Genomic DNA, 20,705 nt, shown 5'->3' with positions numbered 1-20,705 from the left:
CCCACCGCGGCTCAGGCGGGACCCACGAGGACGTCGAGGTGCCGGGCCACCAGCGCCTCGGCCCGTGCTGCCGGCACCCGGCCGGGCTCGACGGCGACCGCTCCGGCCAGCCCGTCCAGCAACGCCAGCAGCACCGTCGCCTCGTCCCGGGCCGCCTGCTCGGCGAGGTCAGGACGGGCAGCCGCGATCAGGTGCGCGAGGAGGTCCTCGACCTGCTGCCACTCCCGACGGTGCACGGCTGCGGTCGGCTCGTGGACGGCGGCGCGCGCGAGGCGCACGAGCCAGATCACGCTGGCCGGACGGCGTTCCTCCCCGGTGCTCACCAGCTCGTGGGCGACCGCGCGGAGCACCTCCGCGGGTCCGGCCCCCGGCGCGATGCGCCGGTCCAGCCGCTCCTCGAACTGCCGGGAGACGCGGTCCATGGCCGCGGCCAGCAGGGCGTCCTTGGTCGGGAAGTGGTGCTGCACCGCCCCGATCGACACCCCGGCGGCGCTCGCCACCCGCCGGATGCTGATGCCCTCGTAGCCCTCCGTCACCAGCAGGTCGAGCACGCAGGTGAGGAGGCGGTCGGAGGGTTCGTCCACACCCGACATGGTCACATCCTCGACGACCATACGATCGTATGGCTACGCTGCTCGGCCATGGCCACGCGCATCCCCCCGCGCACCACCCCCCTGCCCGCGGCGACGTCGTCCGCCCGCATCGTGTCGCTGGACGTGCTGCGCGGTGTGGCGATCCTCGGCACGTTGGCCACCAACGTCTGGATCTTCACCGACCCCGCCGGCTTCATCGGCTACCTCCTCGGGGACACCGCGGCCACCACCCCGGCCGGCTGGGCGTGGGTGGAGGCGCTGCTCCAGCAGCTCGCCCAGGGGAAGTTCCTCGGGCTGCTCACGCTGATGTTCGGCATCGGACTGGAGATCCAGCGCCGGTCGGCGCTGCGGGCGGGACGTCGCTGGCCCGGCCGGTACCCGGTCCGCGCCGCGCTGCTGTTCCTGGACGGGGTCCTGCACTACCTGCTGGTCGTCGAGTTCGACGTCCTCATGGGCTACGCCGTCACCGGGGCCGTCGTGGCCTACGTCCTCGTCACCAGCGAGCGCGCCCAGCGCACCTGGATGGTCGTGGCCGCCGGCGTGCACGTCGTCCTGCTCGGCCTGGTCACGGCCGCGCTGACCGCCGTCCCTGCGCAGCCGGCTGCCCATGTCGTCCTGCCGAACCCCTATGCCGACGGGTCGTGGTGGGACCTCGTGCTGCTCCGGGTGGACCAGGCCCTGCTGTTCCGGATCGAGCCGGTGTTCATCCAGGCCATGTCGGTGGCGGTGTTCCTGCTGGGCGCCCGGTTGCTGCGGGCCGGCGTGCTCGCTCCCGAGGGCGCCGGCCTGCGCCGCAGACTGCTCCTCGTCGGCGCGGCGGCCCTGCCGGTCGACCTGGCGCTCGGGGTGTTCGGCGGCACGGCCGGGCTGCTGCTGGCCCGGTACGGCACGGCGCCGCTGGTCGCCCTCGGCCTGCTGGCCCTGGTGGTCGAGGTGATCGACCGGCGCCGGCATCTCGGCGCACCCGGGCGGCGCCTGGCCGACGTCGGGCGGATGGCGCTGAGCAGCTACGTGCTGCAGAACGTCGTCGCCTCGGCGCTCTGCTACGGCTGGGGTCTCGGCCTGGCGTCGCGACTGGACCCCGGCGTCCGCGTGCCGGCGACGATCGCCGTCTACCTGGCGGTGGTCGCCGTCGTCGTCGCGTTCGCCCACCTGTGGCTGCGCCGCTTCGACCGCGGCCCGGTGGAGTGGCTGTGGCACTCCTCGTACCGGGCCCTGACCGGCGGCCGCTGATCCACCTGATGCCTGCCGTGACGGTGCACGACGCGTCACGGCGGAGGTGCGTGGTCCGCCGACGTCGGGGACGGCGCCTGGCCGTGGTGTCGGGCCCGTCGATGGGCCCGGAGGGTCCTCGGCGGGTGCGACGGTGGAGCTCAGCGCAGGTCGGGAACGGCACCTGGCCGCGGTGTCGGCCGGTAGGCCGACGATGTCGACCGCGTCAGGCCCAGCGGGTGCGGACCGACAGCGCGGCGAGGGCGGCGGCGCCGGCGGTCGAGGTGCGCAGCACCTCCGGGCCGAGCCGCACCGGGCGGGCGCCGGCGGCGGCCAGGGCGACCACCTCGCCGTCGCTGAGCCCGCCCTCGGGGCCGACGATCACCGCGATCGAACCCGACGTCGGCAGGTCGACGCGGGCCACCGGGTGGCGGGCCTGCTCGTGCAGCACCAGGGCGAGGTCGACGTCGGCCAGGGCGCCGCACACCTGGCGGGTGGTCAGCACGTCGGTGACCTCGGGCACGCGGGGACGGCGGGACTGCTTGCTGGCCGCCCGGGCCGCGGCGCGCCACTTGGCCACCCCCTTGGCCGCGCGGTCCTCCCGCCAGCGGGTCACGCAGCGCGACGCCGCCCACGGCACGATCCGGTCGACCCCGAGCTCGGTGGCCAGCTCGACGGCCAGCGTTCCGCGCTCCCCCTTGGGCAGCGCCTGCACCAGCACCAGCTCCAGGGCCGGCGGCGGCACCTCGTGCCGGGCCGAGACCTGCACCCGCAGGCCCTGCGGCCCGGCGGCGACCACCTCGCCCTCGGCGACGCTGCCGCGGCCGTCGCCCACGCGCACCCGCTCGCCCGGCGCCAGCCGCAGCACGTCGACGGCGTGCCGGCCCTCGGCGCCGTCGACCAGCAGGTCGACGGCGTCGGGCAGCTCGTCGAGCAGGAACAGCGGGGCACCGTCCAGCTCGGGCGGCCGGTCGTCGGTGGGGACGGTGCTCATGGGATCACTTGAACAGCCGGGAGAAGAGGCCGCCGTGGCCCTCGGCACCGGCGGCGGCCGGGTGGTCCTCGCCGCGCAAGGAGGCCAGCTCGCGCAGCAGCTTCTCCTGCTCGGCGTCCAGGCGGGTCGGCGTCTCGACCTCCACGTGCACCATCAGGTTGCCGCGGCCGGTGGCCCGCAGCCGCGGGGCACCCTTGGCGCGCAGGGTGAGCACGCTGCCGGACTGGGTGCCCGGCCGGATGTCGACCTCCTCCTGACCGTCGAGGGTCTCGAGGGTGAGGGTGGTGCCGAGCGCGGCGGCGGTCATCGGCAGGGTGACCCGGCAGTGCAGGTCCTCGCCGTCCCGGGTGAAGACGTCGTGCGGCCGCTCGGCGATCTCCACGTACAGGTCGCCGGCGGGCCCGCCGCCGGGGCCGACCTCACCGTGGCCGGTGAGGCGGATGCGCATGCCGTCCTCGACACCGGCCGGCACCTTGACCGGGATGGTCCGCCGGGCCCGCACGCGCCCGTCGCCGCCGCACTTGGGGCAGGGCTCGGGGATGACCTGGCCGGTACCAGCGCAGGTCGGGCACGGGCGGGTCGCCACCACCTGGCCGAGGAAGGAGCGCTGCACGCTCTGCACCTCACCGCGGCCCGAGCAGGTGGTGCACGTGGTCGGGTGGGTGCCGGGCGCGGTGCCGGCGCCGGTGCACCCGTCGCAGAGGACGGCGGTGTCGACGGTGATGTCCTTGGTGGTCCCGAACACCGTCTCGTCGAGGTCGAGGTCGAGACGGATCAGCGCGTCACCGCCGGCACGGACCCGGCTGCGCGGGCCGCGGGTGGTCGCCCCGCCGCCGAAGAAGGCGTCCATGATGTCGCCGAGACCGCCGAAGCCGGCCCCGCCGAAGCCGCCGGTCCCGGCTCCTGCGCCGTTGTCGAAGGGGTCGCCGCCGAGGTCGACGATGCGGCGCTTCTCCGGGTCGGTCAGCGCCTGGTAGGCGCGGCTGACCTCCTGGAAGCGCTCCTTGGCCCCGGGGTCGGGGTTGACGTCCGGGTGCAGGTCCCGGGCCAGCCTCCGGTAGGCCTTCTTGATCTCGGTGTCGGAGGCTCCGCGGGACAGGCCCAGCACGCCGTAGTAGTCGGTTGCCATCGAGAAGTCTCTTACCTCAGCTCTCGGCCAGGATCTGGCCGACGTAGCGGGCCACGGCGCGCACCGCGGCCATGTTGGTCGGGTAGTCCATGCGGGTGGGGCCGACGATGCCCAGTCCGCCGAGGGCGCGGTCCCCCGAGCCGTACCCCACGGAGACCACCGACGCGCCGGAGAGCGCCTCGTGGGCGTTCTCCTCGCCGATCCGCACGAGCACGGCGCCCCCGGTGTCCACCTCGCTGATCAACCGCAGGACGACGACCTGTTCTTCCAGCGCCTCCAGCAGCGGGCGCAGGCTGCCCGGGAAGTCGACCGCGACCTGCGCGAGGTTCGCCGTCCCCCCGACGACGAGGCGGTCCTCCCCGGGCTCCACCAGCGTCTCGACCAGGACGGCACCGATGGCGGCGACCAGCCGGCGCAGGTGCGGCGGCGCGGTCTCCAGCAGGTCGGGCACCAGGGCGGCGGCGTCGGCGAGCTGGGCTCCGGCGAAACTCTGGTTGAGCAGCGCGCGCAGCTCTGCGACGTCGTCGCGGTCGACGTCGAGCGGGCACTCGACCAGCCGCTGCTCCACCCGGCCGGTGTCGGTGATCAGCACCAGCAGCAGCCGGGCGGTGGCCACCTGCACCACCTCGAGGTGGCGGACGGCGCTGCGCAACAGCGTCGGGTACTGGACGACGGCGACCTGGTGGGTCAGCTGGGCCAGCAGGCGCACCGTCCGGCTGAGGATGTCGTGCAGGTCGACCGCGCCGTCGAGGAAGCGCTCGATCGCCCGCTTCTCCGCCACCGACAGCGGCTTGACCGCCGAGAGCCGGTCGACGAACAGCCGGTAGCCCTTGTCGGTGGGCACCCGGCCGGCGCTCGTGTGCGGCTGGGTGATGTAGCCCTGCTCCTCGAGCACGGCCATGTCGTTGCGGATGGTGGCCGGCGAGACGCCGAGGTCGTGCCGCTCGGCGAGGGCCTTGCTGCCCACCGGGTCGTTGGTCGAGACGTAGTCCTGGACGATCGCCCGCAGGACCTGCAGGCGGCGCTCGTCGTGCGCCACGGTGACACCTCCCCGTACCGGTCGACGCGTCGGGCGGCGCTCCTCCCGGAGCCCCCGGCGCCCGGACGACGGGTCGCGGGCGCTGGCACTCGCGCGGACAGAGTGCCAGATCAGCATACGTCGGGACGGCGGTCCCGTCGCGGAGCGGACGAGGCTCGTGGCACCCTCCGCGGGCGTCGCCCGATAGGGTGGCCGACGGTCCAGCGCCCGCACCGGGCGGCGTAGAGCGGAGGTCGATCCCCTGATCTTCAAGGCGGTCCGGAACGGCCGGCCCTATCCCGACCACGGGCTGTCGACGCGGGACTGGGCGATGATCCCGCCGCGGCAGATCCGGCTGGACACCCTCACCACCACCAAGCGCGAGCTGGCCCTGGACACCCTGCTCGCCGACGACTCCACCTTCTACGGCGACCTGTTCCCGCACGCCGTCCAGTGGAGGGGCGAGCTCTACCTCGAGGACGGCCTGCACCGCGCGCTGCGGGCCGCGCTGCAGCAGCGCACCGTCATCCACGTCCGGGTGCTCGACCTCGACACCCTGATCCCGGCTCAGCAGACGGGTCCCACGACCGCGGCGATCCCCGCCCAGCGGCCGCTGCCTGACCTCCAGCAGTAGAAGGACCCCTCGCGACGTGCTGGAACGGCCCTCCTGCAGGGTCCCGCCGCGAGCTCGCGAGTGGCGGGGGGCAGGAGGGTCCTCTTACAACCAGCCCTTGTCGGCCGCCACGCGGGCGGCCTCGACGCGGGTGCGCGCACCGGTCTTGCCGATCGCGGAGGACAGGTAGTTGCGCACGGTCCCCTCGGAGAGGAACAGCCGGCGGGCGATGTCGGCGACGGTCGCGCCGTCGGCGGCCTCCCGGAGCACGTCGGCCTCCCGGGTCGACAGCGGCGTGGCGCCGATGGCCAGCGCCGCGGCGGCCAGTTCCCGGTCGATCACCCGCTCACCGGCGACGACGGCGCGGATGGCCGTGGCCAGCTCGGCGACGGGCGCGTCCTTGACCAGGAACCCGGCTGCGCCGACCTCCATGGCGCGGCGCAGGAAGCCGGGCCGGCCGAAGGTCGTGAGCACGACGGCGCGCACGTCCGGCAGCTGCGCGGCCAGCTCCCGCGCCGCCTCGATGCCGTCCCGGCCGGGCATCTCGATGTCGAGCAGCGCGACGTCGGGACGGTGCTCCCGCGCCGCCGCGAGCACCTCGTCGCCGCGGCCGACCTCGGCGACGACGGTGATGTCCTCCTCCAGCTCCAGCAGCGCCCGGAGCGCGCCGCGGACCATCGACTGGTCCTCGGCCACCAGCACCCGGATCACCGCGCCGCCCCGGCGGGCACCGGCGCCAGCGGCAGGACGGCGCGCAGCTCGTAGCCGCCCTCCCGCCCGGCGCCGCCGGTGAGCGCCCCGCCCAGCGCGCCCACCCGCTCGGCGAGGCCGGTGAGACCGGAGCCCGGCTCGGTGTCGTCGGCCGGGCCGCGACCGTCGTCGGCGACGGTGAGCACCGCCTCGGCACCGTCCTCGGTGAGCGTGACGGTGACCGAGCGGGCGCCGCTGTGCCGGAGCACGTTCGTCGTCGCCTCGCGGACCACCCAGCCCAGTGCCGCGTCGACCGGGCCGGGCAGCGTCGGCACCCGGGCGGGCAGCCGGACGGCGATGCCGGCGCCCGACAGCGCTGCGCGGGCCTCTGCCAGCGCCTGGGCGCAGCTGACCTGCCGGTAGCCGCTGACCGCGTCGCGGACCTCGGCCAGCGCGCGGCGGGCGGCGGCCTCGACGTCGGCCATCTCCGCCCTGGCCCGCGCGGGGTCGGCCTCGGCGAGGCGGCCGGCCAGCTCGCTCTTGAGCGCGATGAGCGACAGGCTGTGGCCGAGCAGGTCGTGCAGGTCGCGGGCGAAGCGCAGCCGCTCCTCGGCGACGGCGTTGCGCGCCAGCTCCTCGCGGGCCTCGGCCAGCTCGGCGTTGACCGAGACCAGGTGCCGGGTGCCGCGCAGCGCGAAGGCGGTCAGCAGGCACAGCGCCGGGAGGATGAGCAGCCCTCCCTCGCCGTCGACCGTGACCACCGCCGCGCTGGCGGCGGCCGCCGCGACGACGGCCGGCCACACCCACCGCTGCGGCAGCGCCGCCGCCGAGGCCGCCGACACGTAGATCAGCAGCCCGGCCCACGACGGCCCCATCCAGAGGGCGAGGCCCAGGCCGAGCCCCGCGACGACCGCCAGCCGGCCCAGCACCGACCCGCTCCAGCAACCGCCGAAGGCGCGCCGGAAGACGTCGAGGTAGACGACGGTGAAGGCCAGCAGGCCGGCGCCGGCGACCAGCCGGACCACGATCGGCCGGTCGGTGGTGACCAGGTCGGCGACCGGGAAGAACTGGAACAGCAGCCAGGGCAGCGCCCAGCCGACGCGGTACCAGCGGGGGCGGGGGTCCACGGCGCCCGACCGTAGCTCCATCAGCCAGCGACCGCGGTCAGCGGGCGGCGCCGCGCCACGAGCACGGCCAGCGCGCCGAACACCGCTGCGAACGCGACCAGCGCGGCGACCGCGGGGAGGGGCGGCAGATCGCCCCCCGCGGCGGCGCGGCCGGTCTCGGCGTACCAGTACGAGGGCAGCCCGTGCGCCACCGCGCGCAGACCGGAGGGGAACAGCTCGACCGGCACCCACAGCCCGCCGAGCGCGGCCAGCACCGTCCCGACGATGCCGACGGCCCCACCGGCGGCCTTCTCCTCCAGCGCCCAGCCGAGCAGCAGGCCGAGCGCGACGAAGACCGCCGACCCCAGCCACAGGACGCCGATCAGGCCGGCCCACTCGCCGGGCGCCAGCCGCACGCCGTTGACGAACCGGCCGGTCAGCGCGACGACGACCAGCGGCGGCAGGGTCAGCAGCATCCCGACGGCCACGTCGACGGCCACCACGGACGTCTGCGGCACCGGCGTGACGCGCAGCTGGCGCAGCCAGCCCGACGCCCGGTCGAAGGAGAGCCGCACGGTCGCGCCGAGGGCCGCCCCGATCGCGCCGTAGCCCATCATCGAGACCATCGTGGCCGCGGCCTGCTCGGGGCTGACGCCGCCCGGCGTCCCGGCGAAGACCTTCGTGAAGAAGACCGTGAACAGCGCCGGGAGCAGCACGGTGAAGAACAGGAACTGCCGGTTGCGGGCCACCCGGCGCAGCTGGAAGACGAGCAGCTGGAAGACGAACAGCGGGCTCATCGCGCGACTCCGGGAGTGGTGAGGGACAGGACGGCGTCCTCGAGGCTCGCGCCGCGGACCTCGAGGTCGGTCAGCGCGACGCCCTCGGCGAGCAGCGCTCGCAGGGTGGCCTCGACGTCGGCGGTGGCCAGGGCGACCGTGCCGCCCAGCCGGCTCGCGCCGGTGACGCCGGGGACGCGGTCGAAGGTCGCGCCGTCGGGTGCGGAGAAGCGGACGGTGCGCCCGGCGACGGCCGACCGGATCGCGGCGGAGGGTCCGTCGGCGACCACCCGGCCGGCGGCCATGACCACGACCCGGTCGGCGACGGCGTCGGCCTCCTCGAGGTGGTGGGTGGCGAAGACGACGGTGGTGCCGCGGGCGGCGAGGTCGCGCATCGTCGTCCAGAAGGCGCGGCGGCCCTCGACGTCCATGGCCGAGGTGGGCTCGTCGAGCAGCAGCAGCGGCGGCTGACCGGCCAGGGCCAGGGCCAGCAGCACCCGCTGCCGCTGGCCGCCGGAGAGCGCGTCGACGTCGCGGCCGAGGAGCCCGCCGATGCCGGTGGTGGCCACCAGGTCGTCGAGCGGCCACGCCCCCGCGAGCCCGGCCCGCCCGTAGCTGTGCCGGACCAGGTGCAGCACCTCGCCGACGCGCGCCTCGCCGGGCAGGCCGCCGTGCTGGAGCATCGCGCCGACGCAGCCGGCGCGGACGGCGTCGGCCGGGGTACGGCCCAGCACCTCGACGGTGCCGGCGTCCGGGCGCAGCAGCCCGAGGACGGCGCTGACGGTGGAGGACTTCCCGGCGCCGTTGGGGCCGAGCAGCGCGACGGTCTCACCGCGGCCGATGTGCAGGTCGAGGCCGTCGACGGCGAGGACGTCTCCGTGGCGGACGGTCAGGTCGGTGATGTCGAGGGCGTCGGGAGGCACGCGACGAGCGTGCTGGTCAGCGAGGTGTCCGCAGTAGTGCGGGACGTCGCGATCTCCGTCTGACATCTGTCAGCCGTCGCCCCGGGGACCGGCGACGACCGGAGCCCGGGCCGAACGTGTCGGGCGGAGTTGACATGTCGGGAATGTCCGACGCATTCTTGCCGTGTGCCCGACGACGGAGTCTTCCTCGCGCTGGCCCATCCGGTGCGTCGGCGGCTCCTGCAGATCCTCGCCGAGGGACCACGGACGGCGGGCGACCTCGCCGAGCAGTTCGACCTGAGCCGTCCCGCGGTCGCCGAACACCTCCAGGTGCTGCGGCGGGCTGCCCTGGTCCGCGACGAGCCGGTGGGGCGTCAGCGGCGCTATCACCTCACGGCCGGGCCGCTCGCCGAGGTCGAGGACTGGCTGCACCCGTTCGAGCACTTCTGGCGTGCGCGGCTGCGCTCGCTCGCTGACGTCGCCGAGGAGGACACGTGACCGGAACCGGCGCAGGCGCCCGCACGGGCAGCATCGAGGTCGACCAGTTCGTCGACGCCGACCCCGCCCGGGTGTGGCGGACCCTCACCGAGCCGGAGTTGCTCGCCCGGTGGTGGGCGCCCGGGGACATCGCCCCGCAGGTCGGTCACCGGTTCCACCTCGACATGCCCGGCTGGGGTGCGGTGCCGTGCGAGGTGCTCGAGGTGGTCGAGCCCGAGCTGCTCGTCCACACGTTCAACGAGAGCTGGACGCTCACGTGGCGGCTCGTCCCCGAGGGCCGAGGGACACGGCTCCTGCTGCAGCACACCGGCTTCGACCTCGAGACCAAGCGGGACCGCGACGCGCTCGACCGCATGGGCCCCGGCTGGCGGGACGTGGTCCTGCCGCGCCTGGCCGCGGTCGCAGCGGAGCCCCCGGCCTGACGTCCCGGGCACCGCCCCGAGCTCGCGAGGGATCGGGGGACGGCAGCCCCTGCAGCGCCCGCCCCGAGCCCGCGGAGGGTGGGGACGAGGCGACCCCCCTGCAGGGCCCCGCCGCGAGCCTGCGAGGGGTGGGGGGCAGGGGGGCCTCCCTCAGTCCGTGAGGTCCCGGACCAGGGCGTCGGCGAGCAGGCGACCGCGGTCGGTGAGGACGGCGCGGCCGGCGGTGTGGGCCCCTGGCTCGAGCAGCCCGCGGACGACGGCGTCGGCGGCGCGGGCGCGGCCGGTGTCCGACAGCGCGGTCAGCGGCAGCCCCTCGCGCAGGCGGAGACCGAGCATCACCGTCTCCAGGGCGCGGTCGTCGTCGTCGAGCAGCTCGGTGTCCTGCACGGGGCTCTCCCCGCGCAGCAGCCGGCCGGCGTAGGCGGCGGGGTGCTTGACGTTCCACCAGCGCAGCCCGCCGACGTGGCTGTGGGCGCCGGGCCCGACGCCCCACCAGTTGGCGTTGGCCCAGTACAGCTCGTTGTGCCGGCAGCGGGCGGCCTCGCCGCGGGCCCAGTTGGAGACCTCGTACCAGTCGAAGCCTGCGGCGCGCAGGGTCGCGTCGGCCTGCTCGTAGCGGTCGGCGAGGACGTCGTCGTCGGGCACGGGTAGCTCGCCGCGGTCGATGCGGCGGGACAGCCGGGTGCCCTCCTCGACGATGAGGGCGTAGGCGCTGACGTGGTCGACCGGGGCGGCGAGGACGGCGTCGAGCGAGGCGGCCCAGTCGGCGTCGGTCTCCCCCGGCGTCCCGTAGATGAGGTCGAGGTTGACGTGCTCGAACCCGGCCGCGCGGGCCTCGCTCGCGGCCTCGACGGGGCGACCGGGGGTGTGCCGCCGGTCGAGGACGGCGAGCACGTGCTCGGCCGCGGACTGCATGCCCAGGCTGATCCGGGTGAAGCCGGCCTCGCGCAGGGTGGCGAGGGACGCCGGCGTCACGGTCTCGGGGTTGGCCTCGGTGGTGACCTCGACGTCGGGGGCGACCGGGAACAGCCGGCGCGCCTCGGCCAGGACGTCGGCCAGGTCCTCGGCGGCCAGGAGCGTGGGCGTGCCGCCGCCGACGAAGACGGTGGAGACGGTCGGCAGGTCCGGGCCCAGGGTCTCGGCGGCCTGCCGGAGCTCGGCGATCGCGGTGCCGGCGTACTCGCTGCGACTGGCGCCCGGGCCCAGCTCGTCGGAGGTGTAGGTGTTGAAGTCGCAGTAGCCGCAGCGGGTGGCGCAGAAGGGCACGTGCACGTACAGCCCGAAGGGCGTGCGGGCCACCCCCTGGCGGGCGCTGTCGGGGAGCTGCAGGGTCCGCGGCGGGGCCTCGAGCAGCGGCAGGACGGTGTTCATCTGATCCCAGTGTGCTCCCCCTCGTGCCGTGGCCGGGCAGGATCCCGGTCGTGAGCGACGACACCGTGCTGCAGGTCTCGACGTCCCGGGGGATCGCGACCCTCACCCTGGACTCCCCCGCCAACCGCAACGCGCTCTCCCGCGCGATGCGCGCCCGGTTGCGGACGGCGTTGGCCGACGCGCTCGCCGACGACGCGGTGCGGGTGGTCGTGCTCGACCACACCGGCCGGGTGTTCTGCTCGGGGATGGACCTGTCGGAGGCGGCCGGAGGCGGCGCGCGGGAGCAGGGGGTGCGCGAGTTCCCGGAGATCCTGCAGGCGATCTGGTCCTCGCCCAAGCCGGTGCTGGCCGCGGTCCGCGGCCCGGCCCGCGCCGGTGGGGTGGGGCTGCTCGCCGCCTGCGACGTCGTCGTCGCCGCGGCCTCGGCGACCTTCGCCTTCTCCGAGGTGCGGCTGGGCATCGTGCCGGCGGTCATCTCCGCCGTCGTGCTGCCGCGGATGCTGCCGCACACGGCGCACCGGCTGATGCTGACCGGCGAGGTGTTCGACGCGGCGACCGCGGCCGCCGGCGGCCTGGTGGACCTCCGCGTGCCCGACGACGAGGTCGACACCGCCGTGGCCGGCCAGGTGACCGCGCTCGCCGCCGGGGCGCCGGCGGCGCTGGCCGAGACCAAGCGGCTGCTGCGGGCGGGGACTCCCCCGTTGCGGTTCGACGACCTGCTGGAGCTGTCAGCCCGGTTCTTCGCGAGCCAGGAGGGCCAGGAGGGCATCGCCGCGTTCCGCGAGAAGCGCCCGGCGCGCTGGGTGCCCGCGGCCGACTGAGGAGGATCCCTGCCCCCCACCGGGGAGGACCCCGTCCTCCCCACCCTTCGGAGCAGGACCCCCTGCTCCCCGCCGCTCGCAGGCTCGCGGCGGGACCCTGCAGGGCGCCGGCGGGGCCCGGGACGGGGCCGCGGCGGGACCCTGCAGGGGGCCGCATCAGAGCACGTAGCCCGCGATCATCCGACCGAGGCCGCGGATGTCGGCGTTGCCCCTGAACTCCAGCCGCACCGTGCCCAGCCCGCTGAACCACAGGTCGAGCTCGGCGTCGAGGTCGAGGGTGCCGGCGGTCTCGATCGAGAAGGCCTGCACCCTGCTGTACGGCAGCGAGGTGAAGTCCTTCTTGCGGCCGGTCACGCCCTGGACGTTGACGGCGATCAGCCGCTTGTCGGTGAAGACGACGAAGTCGCGCACGGCTCTGAAGCAGGCCACGACCTGCTCACCCGGGACGAGCAGCGGCGCCACCTCGGGACCGAGCTCCTGCGGGGAGGCGGGGTTGAGCTTGAAGACGGAACCGTTGCCGAAGTCGATCACCGCGTCACGGTAGGTCGCCGGTGCACGGACTCTTGGTGTGTTCTTGCTCCCGGCCCACCGGCAGGAGGACCCTTCGGGCATGACCGAGCCCGACCAGCGCGAGCGGTTCCGTTCCCTCCCCGAGCCCGTGCGACTCGAGGACACGGTCGAGGGTGTCGACACCTCCCCCGTCCCCGCCGCGGACGCCAGTGACGAGCGCGAGGTGTTCCTGCGCCAGGCCGGCGGCTGACGCTCGGCCGGACGCCGGTCGAGCCCTCGTCCCGCCACTCCTCGGGCGCCAGGCCGCACCGCGCCGCGGTCGAGCGCACCTGCTCGACGACCTGCGCGGTCGGTGGGCGGAACCGGAGGGGAGGCGGCTCAGACCCCCGACCAGACGCCGAGCTCGTTACCGCTGGTGTCCTGGAAGTGGAACCGCCGTCCGCCGGGGAACCCGTAGGGACCGTTGACCACCCGGCCACCGGCGGACGTCACCGAGGTGAGGGTCTGGTCGAGGTCGGCCGAGTACAGCAGGACCAGGGGCCCGCCCGGGCGCACCTCCGTGCCGAGCGCGAGACCCCCGACCTCCGCTCCGGACCCGTCGCGGATCCCGGCGTACTGCGCTCCGTAGTCGGTGAACCCCCAGCCGAAGGCATCGGCGTAGAACCGCTTCGCCTCCGCGAGGTCGGTGACGGTGAGTTCGACGTAGTCGACGGTGTGGTGATGGTGCTCAGGGATTTCGGCCATGTCCGTCATCGTGCCCCGGGGTGGTGACGCGAACGGGCGGGTCCCGTGCAGGGTCCGGGGGTCCCCGGAGGGCACGGGTTCAGCGCAGCCGGCGGGTGTCGTCGGGCAGCCGCTCGGTGACGCCGCGCGCGTCCAGCCACTCCATCAGCGGGACGGCGACCCGTCGGCTGGTCCCCCACGCGGAGCGGGCCTGGCTGAGCGTGAAGGGCGCCGGGACGCCGGCCAGCCGCGCCCGCGCCTGCTCGGCCACCCCGGGCGCGAGGTAGACCCCGTCGGCGATCTTCACCAGCTGCCCGTCACGGACCGCCGCGGCCAGCTCCCGCGGGCCCAGCCCCGCGGCGCGCAGCTGGTCGGCGTCCGGTGCGGCGAAGGGTTCGGCGGCCAGCGTCGCGCGCATCCGGTCGACCGCCTGCTGCACCGGGGCGGGCAGGCCGGCGGTCGCGACGACCACCCGGCCCTCGCGGAGGGTCAGCGGCTCGCGGACGGCAGCCGGCACCAGCTCGTCGTCGGGCAGCTCCAGTGCCCGGCGGGCGACGGCCACCGGCGGGCCGGGCTCGAGCGGGCGCAGCTGCCGGTAGCGGGCGACGATCCCGGGCAGGGCCGCGGCCAGCTCGTCGACCAGCCCGGGTGCGAGCAGCCAGGGCCCCACGGCCGTCGCCTCCTCGGGCACCGGCCAGCCCATCGCGGCGAAGTCGGCGGCCCGGACGAACCGGCGGCGGGCGAGCTCGGCGGCGGCCCCGGCCGTGCCGGCGGGCTGCGCGGCCAGCTCCGCGGCACGCCGACGGGCGGCTCCGCGGCGGCGCAGCTCCGGCGGGTCGACGTCCCGGACGTCGGCGCCGAGGACCCGGCGGGCGCCGGGGTCGCGCAGCAGCAGCCGGTCGCCCACCCGCAGCGGCAGCGGCGTGCCCAGCCGCAGCCGCACCGCCGTCCCCTCCAGCGGGCGCAGTCGCGCGCCGACCGCGGCCGAGCCGACGTGCACGACCACCTCGGCGGGCAGCCGGTCCTCCGGCGCGCGGACGAGGGAGACGTCCAGCTCGGCGGTCGCGCGGAACGCGCCGGGGGTGAGCAGGGCGTCGCCGCGCGAGAGCTCCTCGACCGCGACGCCGCGCAGGTTCAGCGCCACCCGTGCGGTGGCCTCGGCGCGCTCGACCGGCTGCCCGAGCGAGTGCACCCCCCGTACGCCGACCTCCCGGCCGCTCAGCTGCAGCCGGTCGCCGGCAGTGACGCATCCGGCGGCGAGGGTGCCGGTGACCACCGTGCCCGCGCCCTTCACCGGGAACGCCCGGTCGATCCACAGCCGCACCGGCGCGTCGGGATCCGGCGCGGGCAGCCCGGCGAGCATCGACTCGAGCGCGGCGACGACGTCCGCCACGCCGGCGCCGCTGACGGCGCTGACGGCCACCCCGGTCACCTCGCCCATCGACGTCGCGGCCAGCCGCTCCCGCACGTCGGCGAGCACCGGCGCGGGGTCGGCGAGGTCGGCCTTCGTGACGGCGAGCAGCGCGTGCCGCACGCCGAGGGCGTCGAGGACGGCGACGTGCTCGGCGGTCTGCGCCGACCACCCGTCGTCCGCCGCGACCACCACCAGCGCCGCGGGCACCGAGCCGACCCCGGCGAGCATGTTGCCCACGAAGCGCTCGTGGCCGGGCACGTCGACGACCGCGAGGCGCCGGCCCGACGGCAGCGTCGTCCAGGCGAAGCCGAGGTCGATGGTCAGGCCGCGGCGGCGCTCCTCCTCCCACCGGTCGGGCTCCATGCCGGTGAGCGCGCGGACCAGCGTGGACTTGCCGTGGTCGACGTGGCCGGCGGTCGCGAGGACGTCCATCCCGGACGGACCGGGAGCGGTCACGTCCACCGGCGGGCCACCTCCAGCACCGCGGTCGCCAGCGCCTCGTCGTCCGCCGGCGGCAGGCTGCGCAGGTCGAGCAGTGTGCGGTCCCCCGCGACGTACCCGACCACCGGCGAGGTGCCGGCGCGCAGCGGCACCGCGAACTCCGCCGGCAGCGACACCGCCGCGCTGGGCAACGGGTGCTCCGGCGCCCCTCCCCCGCCGACGCGGGCCTCGGCGTCCACCGCGACCGCGTCCAGCCCGGCGGAGGCGAGCCGGGCGGCGAGCGCGGCAGCCCGGCGGCGCAGTCCGTCGAGGTCGGCGGCGAGCATCTGCTGCACCGGTGGCCGCGGTCCGCGCAGCGTGGCCTCCAGCGCCGCGAGGGTCGTCTTGTCGACGCGGAACGCCCGGTAGAGCGGGTGCCGCCGCAGCCGCTGCACGAGGTCGGCGCGGCCGAGCACGATCCCCGCCTGCGGGCCGCCGAGCAGCTTGTCGCCGCTGGCCAGCACCAGGTCGGCGCCGTCGGCGAGGGTGGTCTGCAGGTCCGGCTCGTCGGGCAGCACCGGGTGCGGGCGCAGCAGCCCGGAGCCGACGTCGGCCACGAGCGGGACGCCGCTGCCGGCCAGTCCCGCGGCGAGCTCGGCCACCGGCACCGCCCGCGTGAAGCCGCGGACGACGAAGTTCGACGGGTGCACCTTGAGCACCGCGCCGGTGTCGGGGCCGAGCGCCCGCCGGTAGTCGTCGAGTGCGACCCGGTTCGTCGTCCCCACCTCACGGAGCCGCGCGCCGGTGGCCTCGAGCAGCTCGGGGATGCGGAATCCGTCACCGATCTCGACCAGCTCGCCGCGGGCGATGACCAGCTCACCGCCGAGCGCGGTGGCCACCAGGGCCAGCGCGGCGGCGCAGTTGTTGACCACGAGCGCGGCCTCCGCGGCCGGGACGGCGTCGCGCAGCGCGGCCAGCGCCGCCTCGCCCCGCGGCCCGCGCCGGCCGGTGGTCAGGTCGAGCTCGACGTCGGTGGTGCCGCTGGCGGCGACGACCGCCGCCACGGCGGCCGGCGACAGCGGTGAGCGGCCCAGGTTGGTGTGCACGAGGACGCCGGTCGCGTTCAGCACCGGGCGCAGACTGCCGGCCGTCGTCGGCAACGCGGTCAGGACGGCGCGCACGGCGTCGGCCGGGGCGAGCGCGCCGGTGCGGACCCGCTGCTGGACCTCCTGGACCGCGGCCTTCACCAGGTCGCGGCCCAGCCGGTCCGCGGCGGCGGCGAGCTGCGGGTCGGCCAGCAGCATGTCGGTGCGCGGCACGCGCCGCCGCGGGTCGTCGCTCATCGCCCGGGAGCGTAGGCGGCGACCCGCGGCGGCGGGACGGCTGGCGGAGGCGGACGGGAATCGAACCCGCCTGACCGAGGTGCTCGGCCACGTCGGCTTTAGAGGCCGCGGGGGCCACCAGGCGCCCTGACGCCTCCGCGAGGGAGCTTACGGTGGCTGCGTGACGACCGCGCCCGCCCGCATCCGGCTCACCCAGTACGCGCACGGCGGCGGCTGCGCCTGCAAGATCCCGCCCGGAGAGCTGGAGTCCGTGGTGGCCGGCCTGACCACTGCCGGCCCGGCCGACCCGGCCGCAGAGCTGGTCGTCGGCCTGGACGACGGCGACGACGCGGCCGTCGTCCGGATCGCGGGCGGCCAGGGGCTGGTGCTGACCACCGACTTCTTCACCCCGGTCGTCGACGACGCCCACACCTTCGGCCGCATCGCCGCGACCAACGCGCTCTCCGACGTCTACGCGATGGGCGGGACGCCCGTCGTCGCGGTGAACCTGCTCGGCTGGCCGCGCGACGTGCTGCCCGCCGAGCTCGCCGCCGAGGTCCTCCGCGGTGGGCTCGAGGCCGCACAGGAGGCCGGCTGCCACGTCGGCGGTGGGCACTCCATCGACGACCCCGAGCCCAAGTACGGCATGGCCGTGACCGGGGTCGTCGACGTCGACCGGGTGATCACCAACTCCGCCGCGGTCGCCGGGACGCCGCTGTCGCTGACCAAGCCGCTGGGGATCGGCGTGCTCAACAACCGGATGAAGGCCACCGGCGAGGTGTCGGAGGAGGCGGTCGCGGCGATGACGACGCTCAACCGCGACGCCGGCCGGGCCGCGGTGGCCGCGGGGATCCGCGCGGGCACCGACGTCACCGGCTTCGGCCTGCTCGGCCACCTCTACAAGATGGCCCGGGCCAGCGGGGTGACCGCGGTGGTCGACGCCGCCGCCGTCCCCTACCTGACCGGCGCGCGGGAGGCGCTCGCCGAGGGCTTCGTCTCCGGCGGCACCCGGCGCAACCTCGACTGGGTGCGGCCGCACACCGACCTGTCCGCCGTCTCCGAGGACGAGGCGCTGCTGCTGGCCGACGCGCAGACCTCCGGCGGACTGCTGCTCGGCGGCGAGGTGGCCGGGGCCCCGGTGATCGGCGAGTTCGTCCCGCGCGGGGAGCACGTCGTCGTCGTGAGGTGACATCGTCGTGAGGTGACATCGTCGGCCTACCGGCCGACACCGCGCGGCCGACACCGCGGCCACGTGCCGTCCCCCGGGTGCGCTGAGCACCACCGTCGCTCCTCGCGGGACCCACCGGGCCCCTCTCGTCACGACACCTCGGTCAGGCCCGCTGGGCGGTGGTCAGCCAGGCCCAGGCGTCCAGCAGCACCCCGTCCGGTGTCTCGTGCTCGACCAGCGCGGCGCGCAGCTCGTCGAGCGCGGCCTGCCGGGCGCCGTCGTCGAGGCCGCCGAGGAGCCCCCGGGTCAGGCCCAGCCCGGAGACGAAGTCGAACGCGTCCTCCCCGTCGGCGCCCAGCCGGACGACCCCCGGCACCTCGGTGAGCTCGACCGCCTCGAACCCGGCGGCGGTCAGGATGCGGCGGACGCGGTCGGGGTCGGACAGGCCGAACGGTCCGGGCGCGTCGCCCGGCGGCTCGGGCAGCGGACGGCCGGCGGCCAGGGCGCGACGGATCAGGAGCAGCCACTCGTTCCGGGCGAGCGGCTGCCACGACAGCAGGGCCAGCCGCCCGCCGGGTCGCAGGGCCCGCGCGATGTTGCCGAAGCCCGCGACCGGATCGCCGAAGAACATCGCGCCGAACCGGCTGATGACCAGGTCGTGCCCGCCGGGCTCGAAGGGGTGCACCTGGGCGTCGCCCTGCACGAACGTCGTGTTGGTCAGCCCAGCGACCGCGCTGCGCCGGCGGGCCTCGGCCAGCAGCGGGGCCGACAGGTCGATGCCGGTCGCGCGCCCGTCGACCGCCACCCGCGCGGCGGCCCGGGTCGAGATCCCGGCGCCACAGCCGACGTCGAGCACCCGGTCGGCCGCGGCGATCCCGGCGGCGCCGAGCAGCGCCGGGTCGAAGGCCGCCGAGGCCGCGTCGAAGCGGTCGGCCCGGGCCGCCCAGTCCTCGCCCTCCTCGCCGTTCCAGGCGCTGGCCATGTCGGCGTTGAGGGCGTCGACGACCGGGGGCTGCGGCTGTGCCGGCACGGTCATCGCCGTCTCCCGTCGGCGGGTCCAGGACGTCCGATCGTCCCGGACGGCGACGGGTCTGCCCACCCCTGCAGGCGCGGCTCCGGACCTCCGGCGCGTGCCCGGAGGCGACCGCCGGGGACCCGGGCACCGGCTTCCCGCAGGTCGGGACGGTCACCGGCCGCGGTGCGAGCCGGAGGGTCGCAGTGACATAGTCCGGGCATGCTCGCAGCCTTCGTCTCGACACCCGCCCCGAAGGACCCGCTCTCCGTGCTGGAGGTCGGGGAGCGCCCCGAATCGGAGGTGCCCGACGGCTGGACGACGGTGCAGGTCAAGGCCGTCTCGCTGAACCACCACGACCTGTTCAGCCTGCGCGGGATCGGCCTGCCGCAGGAGCGGATGCCGATGATCCTGGGCACCGACGCGGCGGGGCTCGACGAGGACGGCAACGAGGTCGTCGTCCACGGCGTCGTCGCGAGCCCGGACTGGACCGGCGACGAGACGCTCGACCCCAAGCGCACGCTCTTCTCCGAGCTGTACCAGGGCACGATGGCCGAGCGGGTCGCCGTCCCCCGGCGCAACGTGCTGCGCAAGCCGGCCGAGCTCTCCTTCGCCGAGGCCGCATGCCTGCCGACCGCCTGGCTGACCGCCTACCGGATGCTGTTCGTGAAGTCCGGGCTGCGGCCGGGACACACCGTGCTCGTGCAGGGCGCCAGCGGCGGCGTGGCCACCGCGCTGACCGTGCTGGGCCGGGCGGCCGGCTTCCGGGTCTGGGTGACCGGCCGCAGCGAGGAGAAGCGCCAGGCGGCGCTCGAGCTGGGCGCGGAGCAGGCGTTCGAGACCGGCGCGCGGCTGCCCGAGCGGGTGGACGGCGTGATGGAGACCGTCGGCGAGGCGACCTGGAGCCACAGCGTCAAGTCGCTCAAGCCCGGCGGGGTCATCGTCACGTCCGGCGCGACCACGGGGTTCAACCCCGGCGCGGAGCTGAACCGGGTCTTCTTCACCCAGCTGTCGGTCATCGGCTCGACGATGGGCACCCGCGAGGAGCTGGAGGCGCTGATGCGGATGTGCACGGCCACCGGCGTCCGCCCGGTGATCGACGTCGAGCTGCCGCTGCAGCAGGCGCGCGAGGGCTTCGAGCGGATGCTCGAGGGCCGGACGGCGGGGAAGATCGTCTTCACGCTCCCGTGAGCGCGGTCGACCGGGTGGTCGCCGCGCTCCGCGAGGCCGGGGTGGACGCCGAGGTGCGTCGCTTCGACCAGCCGGTGCCGACGGCGGCCGCCGCCGCCGAGGCGCTCGGCTGCGAGGTGGGCGCCATCGCCAACAGCCTCGTCTTCGACGCCGACGGCGCGCCGCTGCTCGTGCTGGCCAGCGGCGCGCACCGGGTGGACACGGGGAAGGTGGCGGCGCTCGTCGGCGCGCAGCGGGTGCGCCGGGCCCGACCCTGACCTCGTCCTCGCGGCCACCGGCCAGGAGGTCGGCGGGGTGGCGCCGACCGGCCACCCCGCCCGGCTGCGCGCGCTGGTGGACGTCGACCTCGCGGCGTACCCGCTCCTCTGGGCAGGCGGCGGCGACCACCACACGATGGTCGCGCTCACCTACGCCGACCTGCTGCGGCTGACCGGAGGCGACGAGGCCGCCGTGGCTTGACACCTGGAGGGCTGGACCGTGATCGCCCGCACCTGGCGCGGCTGGGTCCGCACCGAGGACCGCGACGCCTACGTCGCCTACGTCCGCGACACCGGCATCGCGCAGTACCGCGCCACCCCCGGCAACATCGAGGCGCACCTGCTCACGCGGGACCTCGACGACGGCCGCACCGAGGTCGTCACCCTCAGCTTCCGGACCTCCCTGGACGCCGTCCGCGCCTTCGCCGGCGACGACGTCTCGAGGGCCGTCTTCTACCCGGAGGACGACCGCTGGCTGGTCGACCGGGAACGCGTCGTCACCCACCACCGGGTCCACTGACCGCTCTACGCGTCAACGGCGGT

The 20,705-nt window shown here is 75.9% G+C and carries 25 protein-coding genes and 1 tRNA gene; 11 read left to right on the top strand and 15 right to left on the bottom strand.

What is annotated here, in order from left to right:
- Positions 1–11: 11 nt before the first annotated feature.
- Positions 12–584, bottom strand: coding sequence for a TetR/AcrR family transcriptional regulator (locus ACWIX3_RS11945; protein ID WP_448612282.1), 573 nt, complete (start codon positions 582–584; stop codon positions 12–14).
- Between the two features lie 57 nt (positions 585–641).
- On the opposite strand from ACWIX3_RS11945, the gene ACWIX3_RS11940 reads away from it, so the two are divergent.
- Positions 642–1,826: a DUF418 domain-containing protein gene (locus ACWIX3_RS11940; RefSeq protein ID WP_448612281.1), complete on the top strand. Its 1,185-nt coding sequence runs from the start codon at positions 642–644 to the stop codon at positions 1,824–1,826.
- 205 nt (positions 1,827–2,031) lie between these two features.
- Here ACWIX3_RS11940 and ACWIX3_RS11935 read toward each other — a convergent pair whose 3' ends face one another.
- Genes ACWIX3_RS11935 through hrcA form a run of 3 tightly spaced genes read right to left on the bottom strand, consistent with a single transcriptional unit; the run spans position 2,032 to position 4,967 of the window.
- Positions 2,032–2,799 carry a 16S rRNA (uracil(1498)-N(3))-methyltransferase gene (locus tag ACWIX3_RS11935; protein WP_448612280.1) on the bottom strand — a complete coding sequence of 256 codons (768 nt, stop codon included), beginning with the start codon at positions 2,797–2,799 and terminating at the stop codon, positions 2,032–2,034.
- 4 nt (positions 2,800–2,803) lie between these two features.
- Positions 2,804–3,928 carry a molecular chaperone DnaJ gene (gene dnaJ, locus ACWIX3_RS11930; protein ID WP_448612279.1) on the bottom strand — a complete coding sequence of 375 codons (1,125 nt, stop codon included), beginning with the start codon at positions 3,926–3,928 and terminating at the stop codon, positions 2,804–2,806.
- Positions 3,929–3,944: 16 nt separating this feature from the next.
- Positions 3,945–4,967 carry a heat-inducible transcriptional repressor HrcA gene (gene hrcA / locus ACWIX3_RS11925; RefSeq protein WP_448612278.1) on the bottom strand — a complete coding sequence of 341 codons (1,023 nt, stop codon included), beginning with the start codon at positions 4,965–4,967 and terminating at the stop codon, positions 3,945–3,947.
- A 241-nt stretch (positions 4,968–5,208) separates the two neighbouring features.
- Between hrcA and ACWIX3_RS11920 the strand changes: the two genes are divergently transcribed.
- Positions 5,209–5,580, top strand: a complete 372-nt coding sequence (locus ACWIX3_RS11920) for a type II toxin-antitoxin system VapB family antitoxin (RefSeq protein WP_448612463.1) — start codon at positions 5,209–5,211, stop codon at positions 5,578–5,580.
- 84 nt (positions 5,581–5,664) lie between these two features.
- Here ACWIX3_RS11920 and ACWIX3_RS11915 read toward each other — a convergent pair whose 3' ends face one another.
- From ACWIX3_RS11915 to ACWIX3_RS11900, 4 genes are read right to left on the bottom strand one after another with little or no spacing between them, the layout of a single operon-like run.
- Positions 5,665–6,270: a response regulator gene (locus ACWIX3_RS11915; protein WP_448612277.1), complete on the bottom strand. Its 606-nt coding sequence runs from the start codon at positions 6,268–6,270 to the stop codon at positions 5,665–5,667.
- Positions 6,267–7,376, bottom strand: coding sequence for a sensor histidine kinase (locus ACWIX3_RS11910; RefSeq protein ID WP_448612276.1), 1,110 nt, complete (start codon positions 7,374–7,376; stop codon positions 6,267–6,269). The genes ACWIX3_RS11915 and ACWIX3_RS11910 overlap by 4 nt, the downstream gene beginning before the upstream one ends.
- Positions 7,377–7,396: 20 nt before the next feature.
- Positions 7,397–8,152 carry an ABC transporter permease gene (locus ACWIX3_RS11905; protein WP_448612275.1) on the bottom strand — a complete coding sequence of 252 codons (756 nt, stop codon included), beginning with the start codon at positions 8,150–8,152 and terminating at the stop codon, positions 7,397–7,399.
- Entirely contained in the window at positions 8,149–9,054 is a 906-nt protein-coding gene (locus tag ACWIX3_RS11900) for an ABC transporter ATP-binding protein (RefSeq protein WP_448612274.1), read from the bottom strand. The genes ACWIX3_RS11905 and ACWIX3_RS11900 overlap by 4 nt, the downstream gene beginning before the upstream one ends.
- A 165-nt stretch (positions 9,055–9,219) precedes the next feature.
- Here ACWIX3_RS11900 and ACWIX3_RS11895 point away from each other — a divergent pair, with 165 nt between their 5' ends.
- Both ACWIX3_RS11895 and ACWIX3_RS11890 read left to right on the top strand, forming a co-directional pair.
- Positions 9,220–9,531, top strand: coding sequence for an ArsR/SmtB family transcription factor (locus ACWIX3_RS11895; RefSeq protein WP_448612273.1), 312 nt, complete (start codon positions 9,220–9,222; stop codon positions 9,529–9,531).
- Positions 9,528–9,953, top strand: a complete 426-nt coding sequence (locus tag ACWIX3_RS11890; RefSeq protein WP_448612272.1) for an SRPBCC family protein — start codon at positions 9,528–9,530, stop codon at positions 9,951–9,953. The genes ACWIX3_RS11895 and ACWIX3_RS11890 overlap by 4 nt, the downstream gene beginning before the upstream one ends.
- Positions 9,954–10,103: 150 nt before the next feature.
- Here the strand turns inward: ACWIX3_RS11890 and hemW are convergent, their stop codons facing one another.
- Positions 10,104–11,324, bottom strand: coding sequence for a radical SAM family heme chaperone HemW (hemW, locus tag ACWIX3_RS11885; protein ID WP_448612271.1), 1,221 nt, complete (start codon positions 11,322–11,324; stop codon positions 10,104–10,106).
- Positions 11,325–11,374: 50 nt separating this feature from the next.
- Between hemW and ACWIX3_RS11880 the strand changes: the two genes are divergently transcribed.
- Positions 11,375–12,145 (top strand): enoyl-CoA hydratase-related protein, encoded by a 771-nt coding sequence (locus ACWIX3_RS11880; protein WP_448612270.1) that lies wholly within the window; start codon positions 11,375–11,377, stop codon positions 12,143–12,145.
- Between the two features lie 156 nt (positions 12,146–12,301).
- Here ACWIX3_RS11880 and ACWIX3_RS11875 read toward each other — a convergent pair whose 3' ends face one another.
- Positions 12,302–12,676, bottom strand: a complete 375-nt coding sequence (locus tag ACWIX3_RS11875) for a PH domain-containing protein (protein WP_448612269.1) — start codon at positions 12,674–12,676, stop codon at positions 12,302–12,304.
- Between the two features lie 79 nt (positions 12,677–12,755).
- Between ACWIX3_RS11875 and ACWIX3_RS11870 the strand changes: the two genes are divergently transcribed.
- Positions 12,756–12,905, top strand: coding sequence for a hypothetical protein (locus tag ACWIX3_RS11870; protein ID WP_448612268.1), 150 nt, complete (start codon positions 12,756–12,758; stop codon positions 12,903–12,905).
- Positions 12,906–13,033: 128 nt separating this feature from the next.
- Here the strand turns inward: ACWIX3_RS11870 and ACWIX3_RS11865 are convergent, their stop codons facing one another.
- The 4 genes from ACWIX3_RS11865 to ACWIX3_RS11850 form a co-directional block, all read right to left on the bottom strand.
- Complete coding sequence (locus ACWIX3_RS11865) at positions 13,034–13,399, bottom strand: VOC family protein (RefSeq protein ID WP_448612267.1); 366 nt, start codon at positions 13,397–13,399, stop codon at positions 13,034–13,036.
- Positions 13,400–13,478: 79 nt separating this feature from the next.
- Complete coding sequence (gene selB, locus ACWIX3_RS11860; protein WP_448612266.1) at positions 13,479–15,254, bottom strand: selenocysteine-specific translation elongation factor; 1,776 nt, start codon at positions 15,252–15,254, stop codon at positions 13,479–13,481.
- Positions 15,245–16,555 carry an L-seryl-tRNA(Sec) selenium transferase gene (gene selA, locus ACWIX3_RS11855; protein ID WP_448612265.1) on the bottom strand — a complete coding sequence of 437 codons (1,311 nt, stop codon included), beginning with the start codon at positions 16,553–16,555 and terminating at the stop codon, positions 15,245–15,247. The genes selB and selA overlap by 10 nt, the downstream gene beginning before the upstream one ends.
- A 41-nt stretch (positions 16,556–16,596) precedes the next feature.
- Positions 16,597–16,692 (bottom strand) — tRNA-OTHER (locus ACWIX3_RS11850).
- A gap of 23 nt (positions 16,693–16,715) precedes the next feature.
- Here ACWIX3_RS11850 and selD point away from each other — a divergent pair.
- Entirely contained in the window at positions 16,716–17,723 is a 1,008-nt protein-coding gene (gene selD / locus ACWIX3_RS11845; protein WP_448612264.1) for a selenide, water dikinase SelD, read from the top strand.
- 142 nt (positions 17,724–17,865) lie between these two features.
- Here selD and ACWIX3_RS11840 read toward each other — a convergent pair whose 3' ends face one another.
- Positions 17,866–18,738 carry a class I SAM-dependent methyltransferase gene (locus tag ACWIX3_RS11840; RefSeq protein ID WP_448612263.1) on the bottom strand — a complete coding sequence of 291 codons (873 nt, stop codon included), beginning with the start codon at positions 18,736–18,738 and terminating at the stop codon, positions 17,866–17,868.
- A gap of 198 nt (positions 18,739–18,936) precedes the next feature.
- Between ACWIX3_RS11840 and ACWIX3_RS11835 the strand changes: the two genes are divergently transcribed.
- The 4 genes from ACWIX3_RS11835 to ACWIX3_RS11820 are packed head-to-tail and all read left to right on the top strand — an operon-like array spanning position 18,937 to position 20,682.
- Positions 18,937–19,905, top strand: a complete 969-nt coding sequence (locus ACWIX3_RS11835) for a zinc-binding dehydrogenase (RefSeq protein ID WP_448612262.1) — start codon at positions 18,937–18,939, stop codon at positions 19,903–19,905.
- Positions 19,902–20,162, top strand: a complete 261-nt coding sequence (locus tag ACWIX3_RS11830) for a YbaK/EbsC family protein (protein WP_448612261.1) — start codon at positions 19,902–19,904, stop codon at positions 20,160–20,162. The genes ACWIX3_RS11835 and ACWIX3_RS11830 overlap by 4 nt, the downstream gene beginning before the upstream one ends.
- 37 nt (positions 20,163–20,199) lie before the next feature.
- The gene (locus ACWIX3_RS11825; protein WP_448612260.1) at positions 20,200–20,364 is read left to right on the top strand and encodes a hypothetical protein; all 165 of its coding nucleotides are present in this window, start codon (positions 20,200–20,202) and stop codon (positions 20,362–20,364) included.
- Between the two features lie 18 nt (positions 20,365–20,382).
- Positions 20,383–20,682, top strand: a complete 300-nt coding sequence (locus ACWIX3_RS11820; protein WP_448612259.1) for a hypothetical protein — start codon at positions 20,383–20,385, stop codon at positions 20,680–20,682.
- Positions 20,683–20,705 lie beyond the last annotated feature (23 nt).

The organism is Geodermatophilus sp. URMC 60, assembly GCF_053502585.1.
The sequence above is the reverse complement of the archived record's forward strand: the minus strand, read 5'-3'. Positions and strand labels throughout refer to the sequence as shown.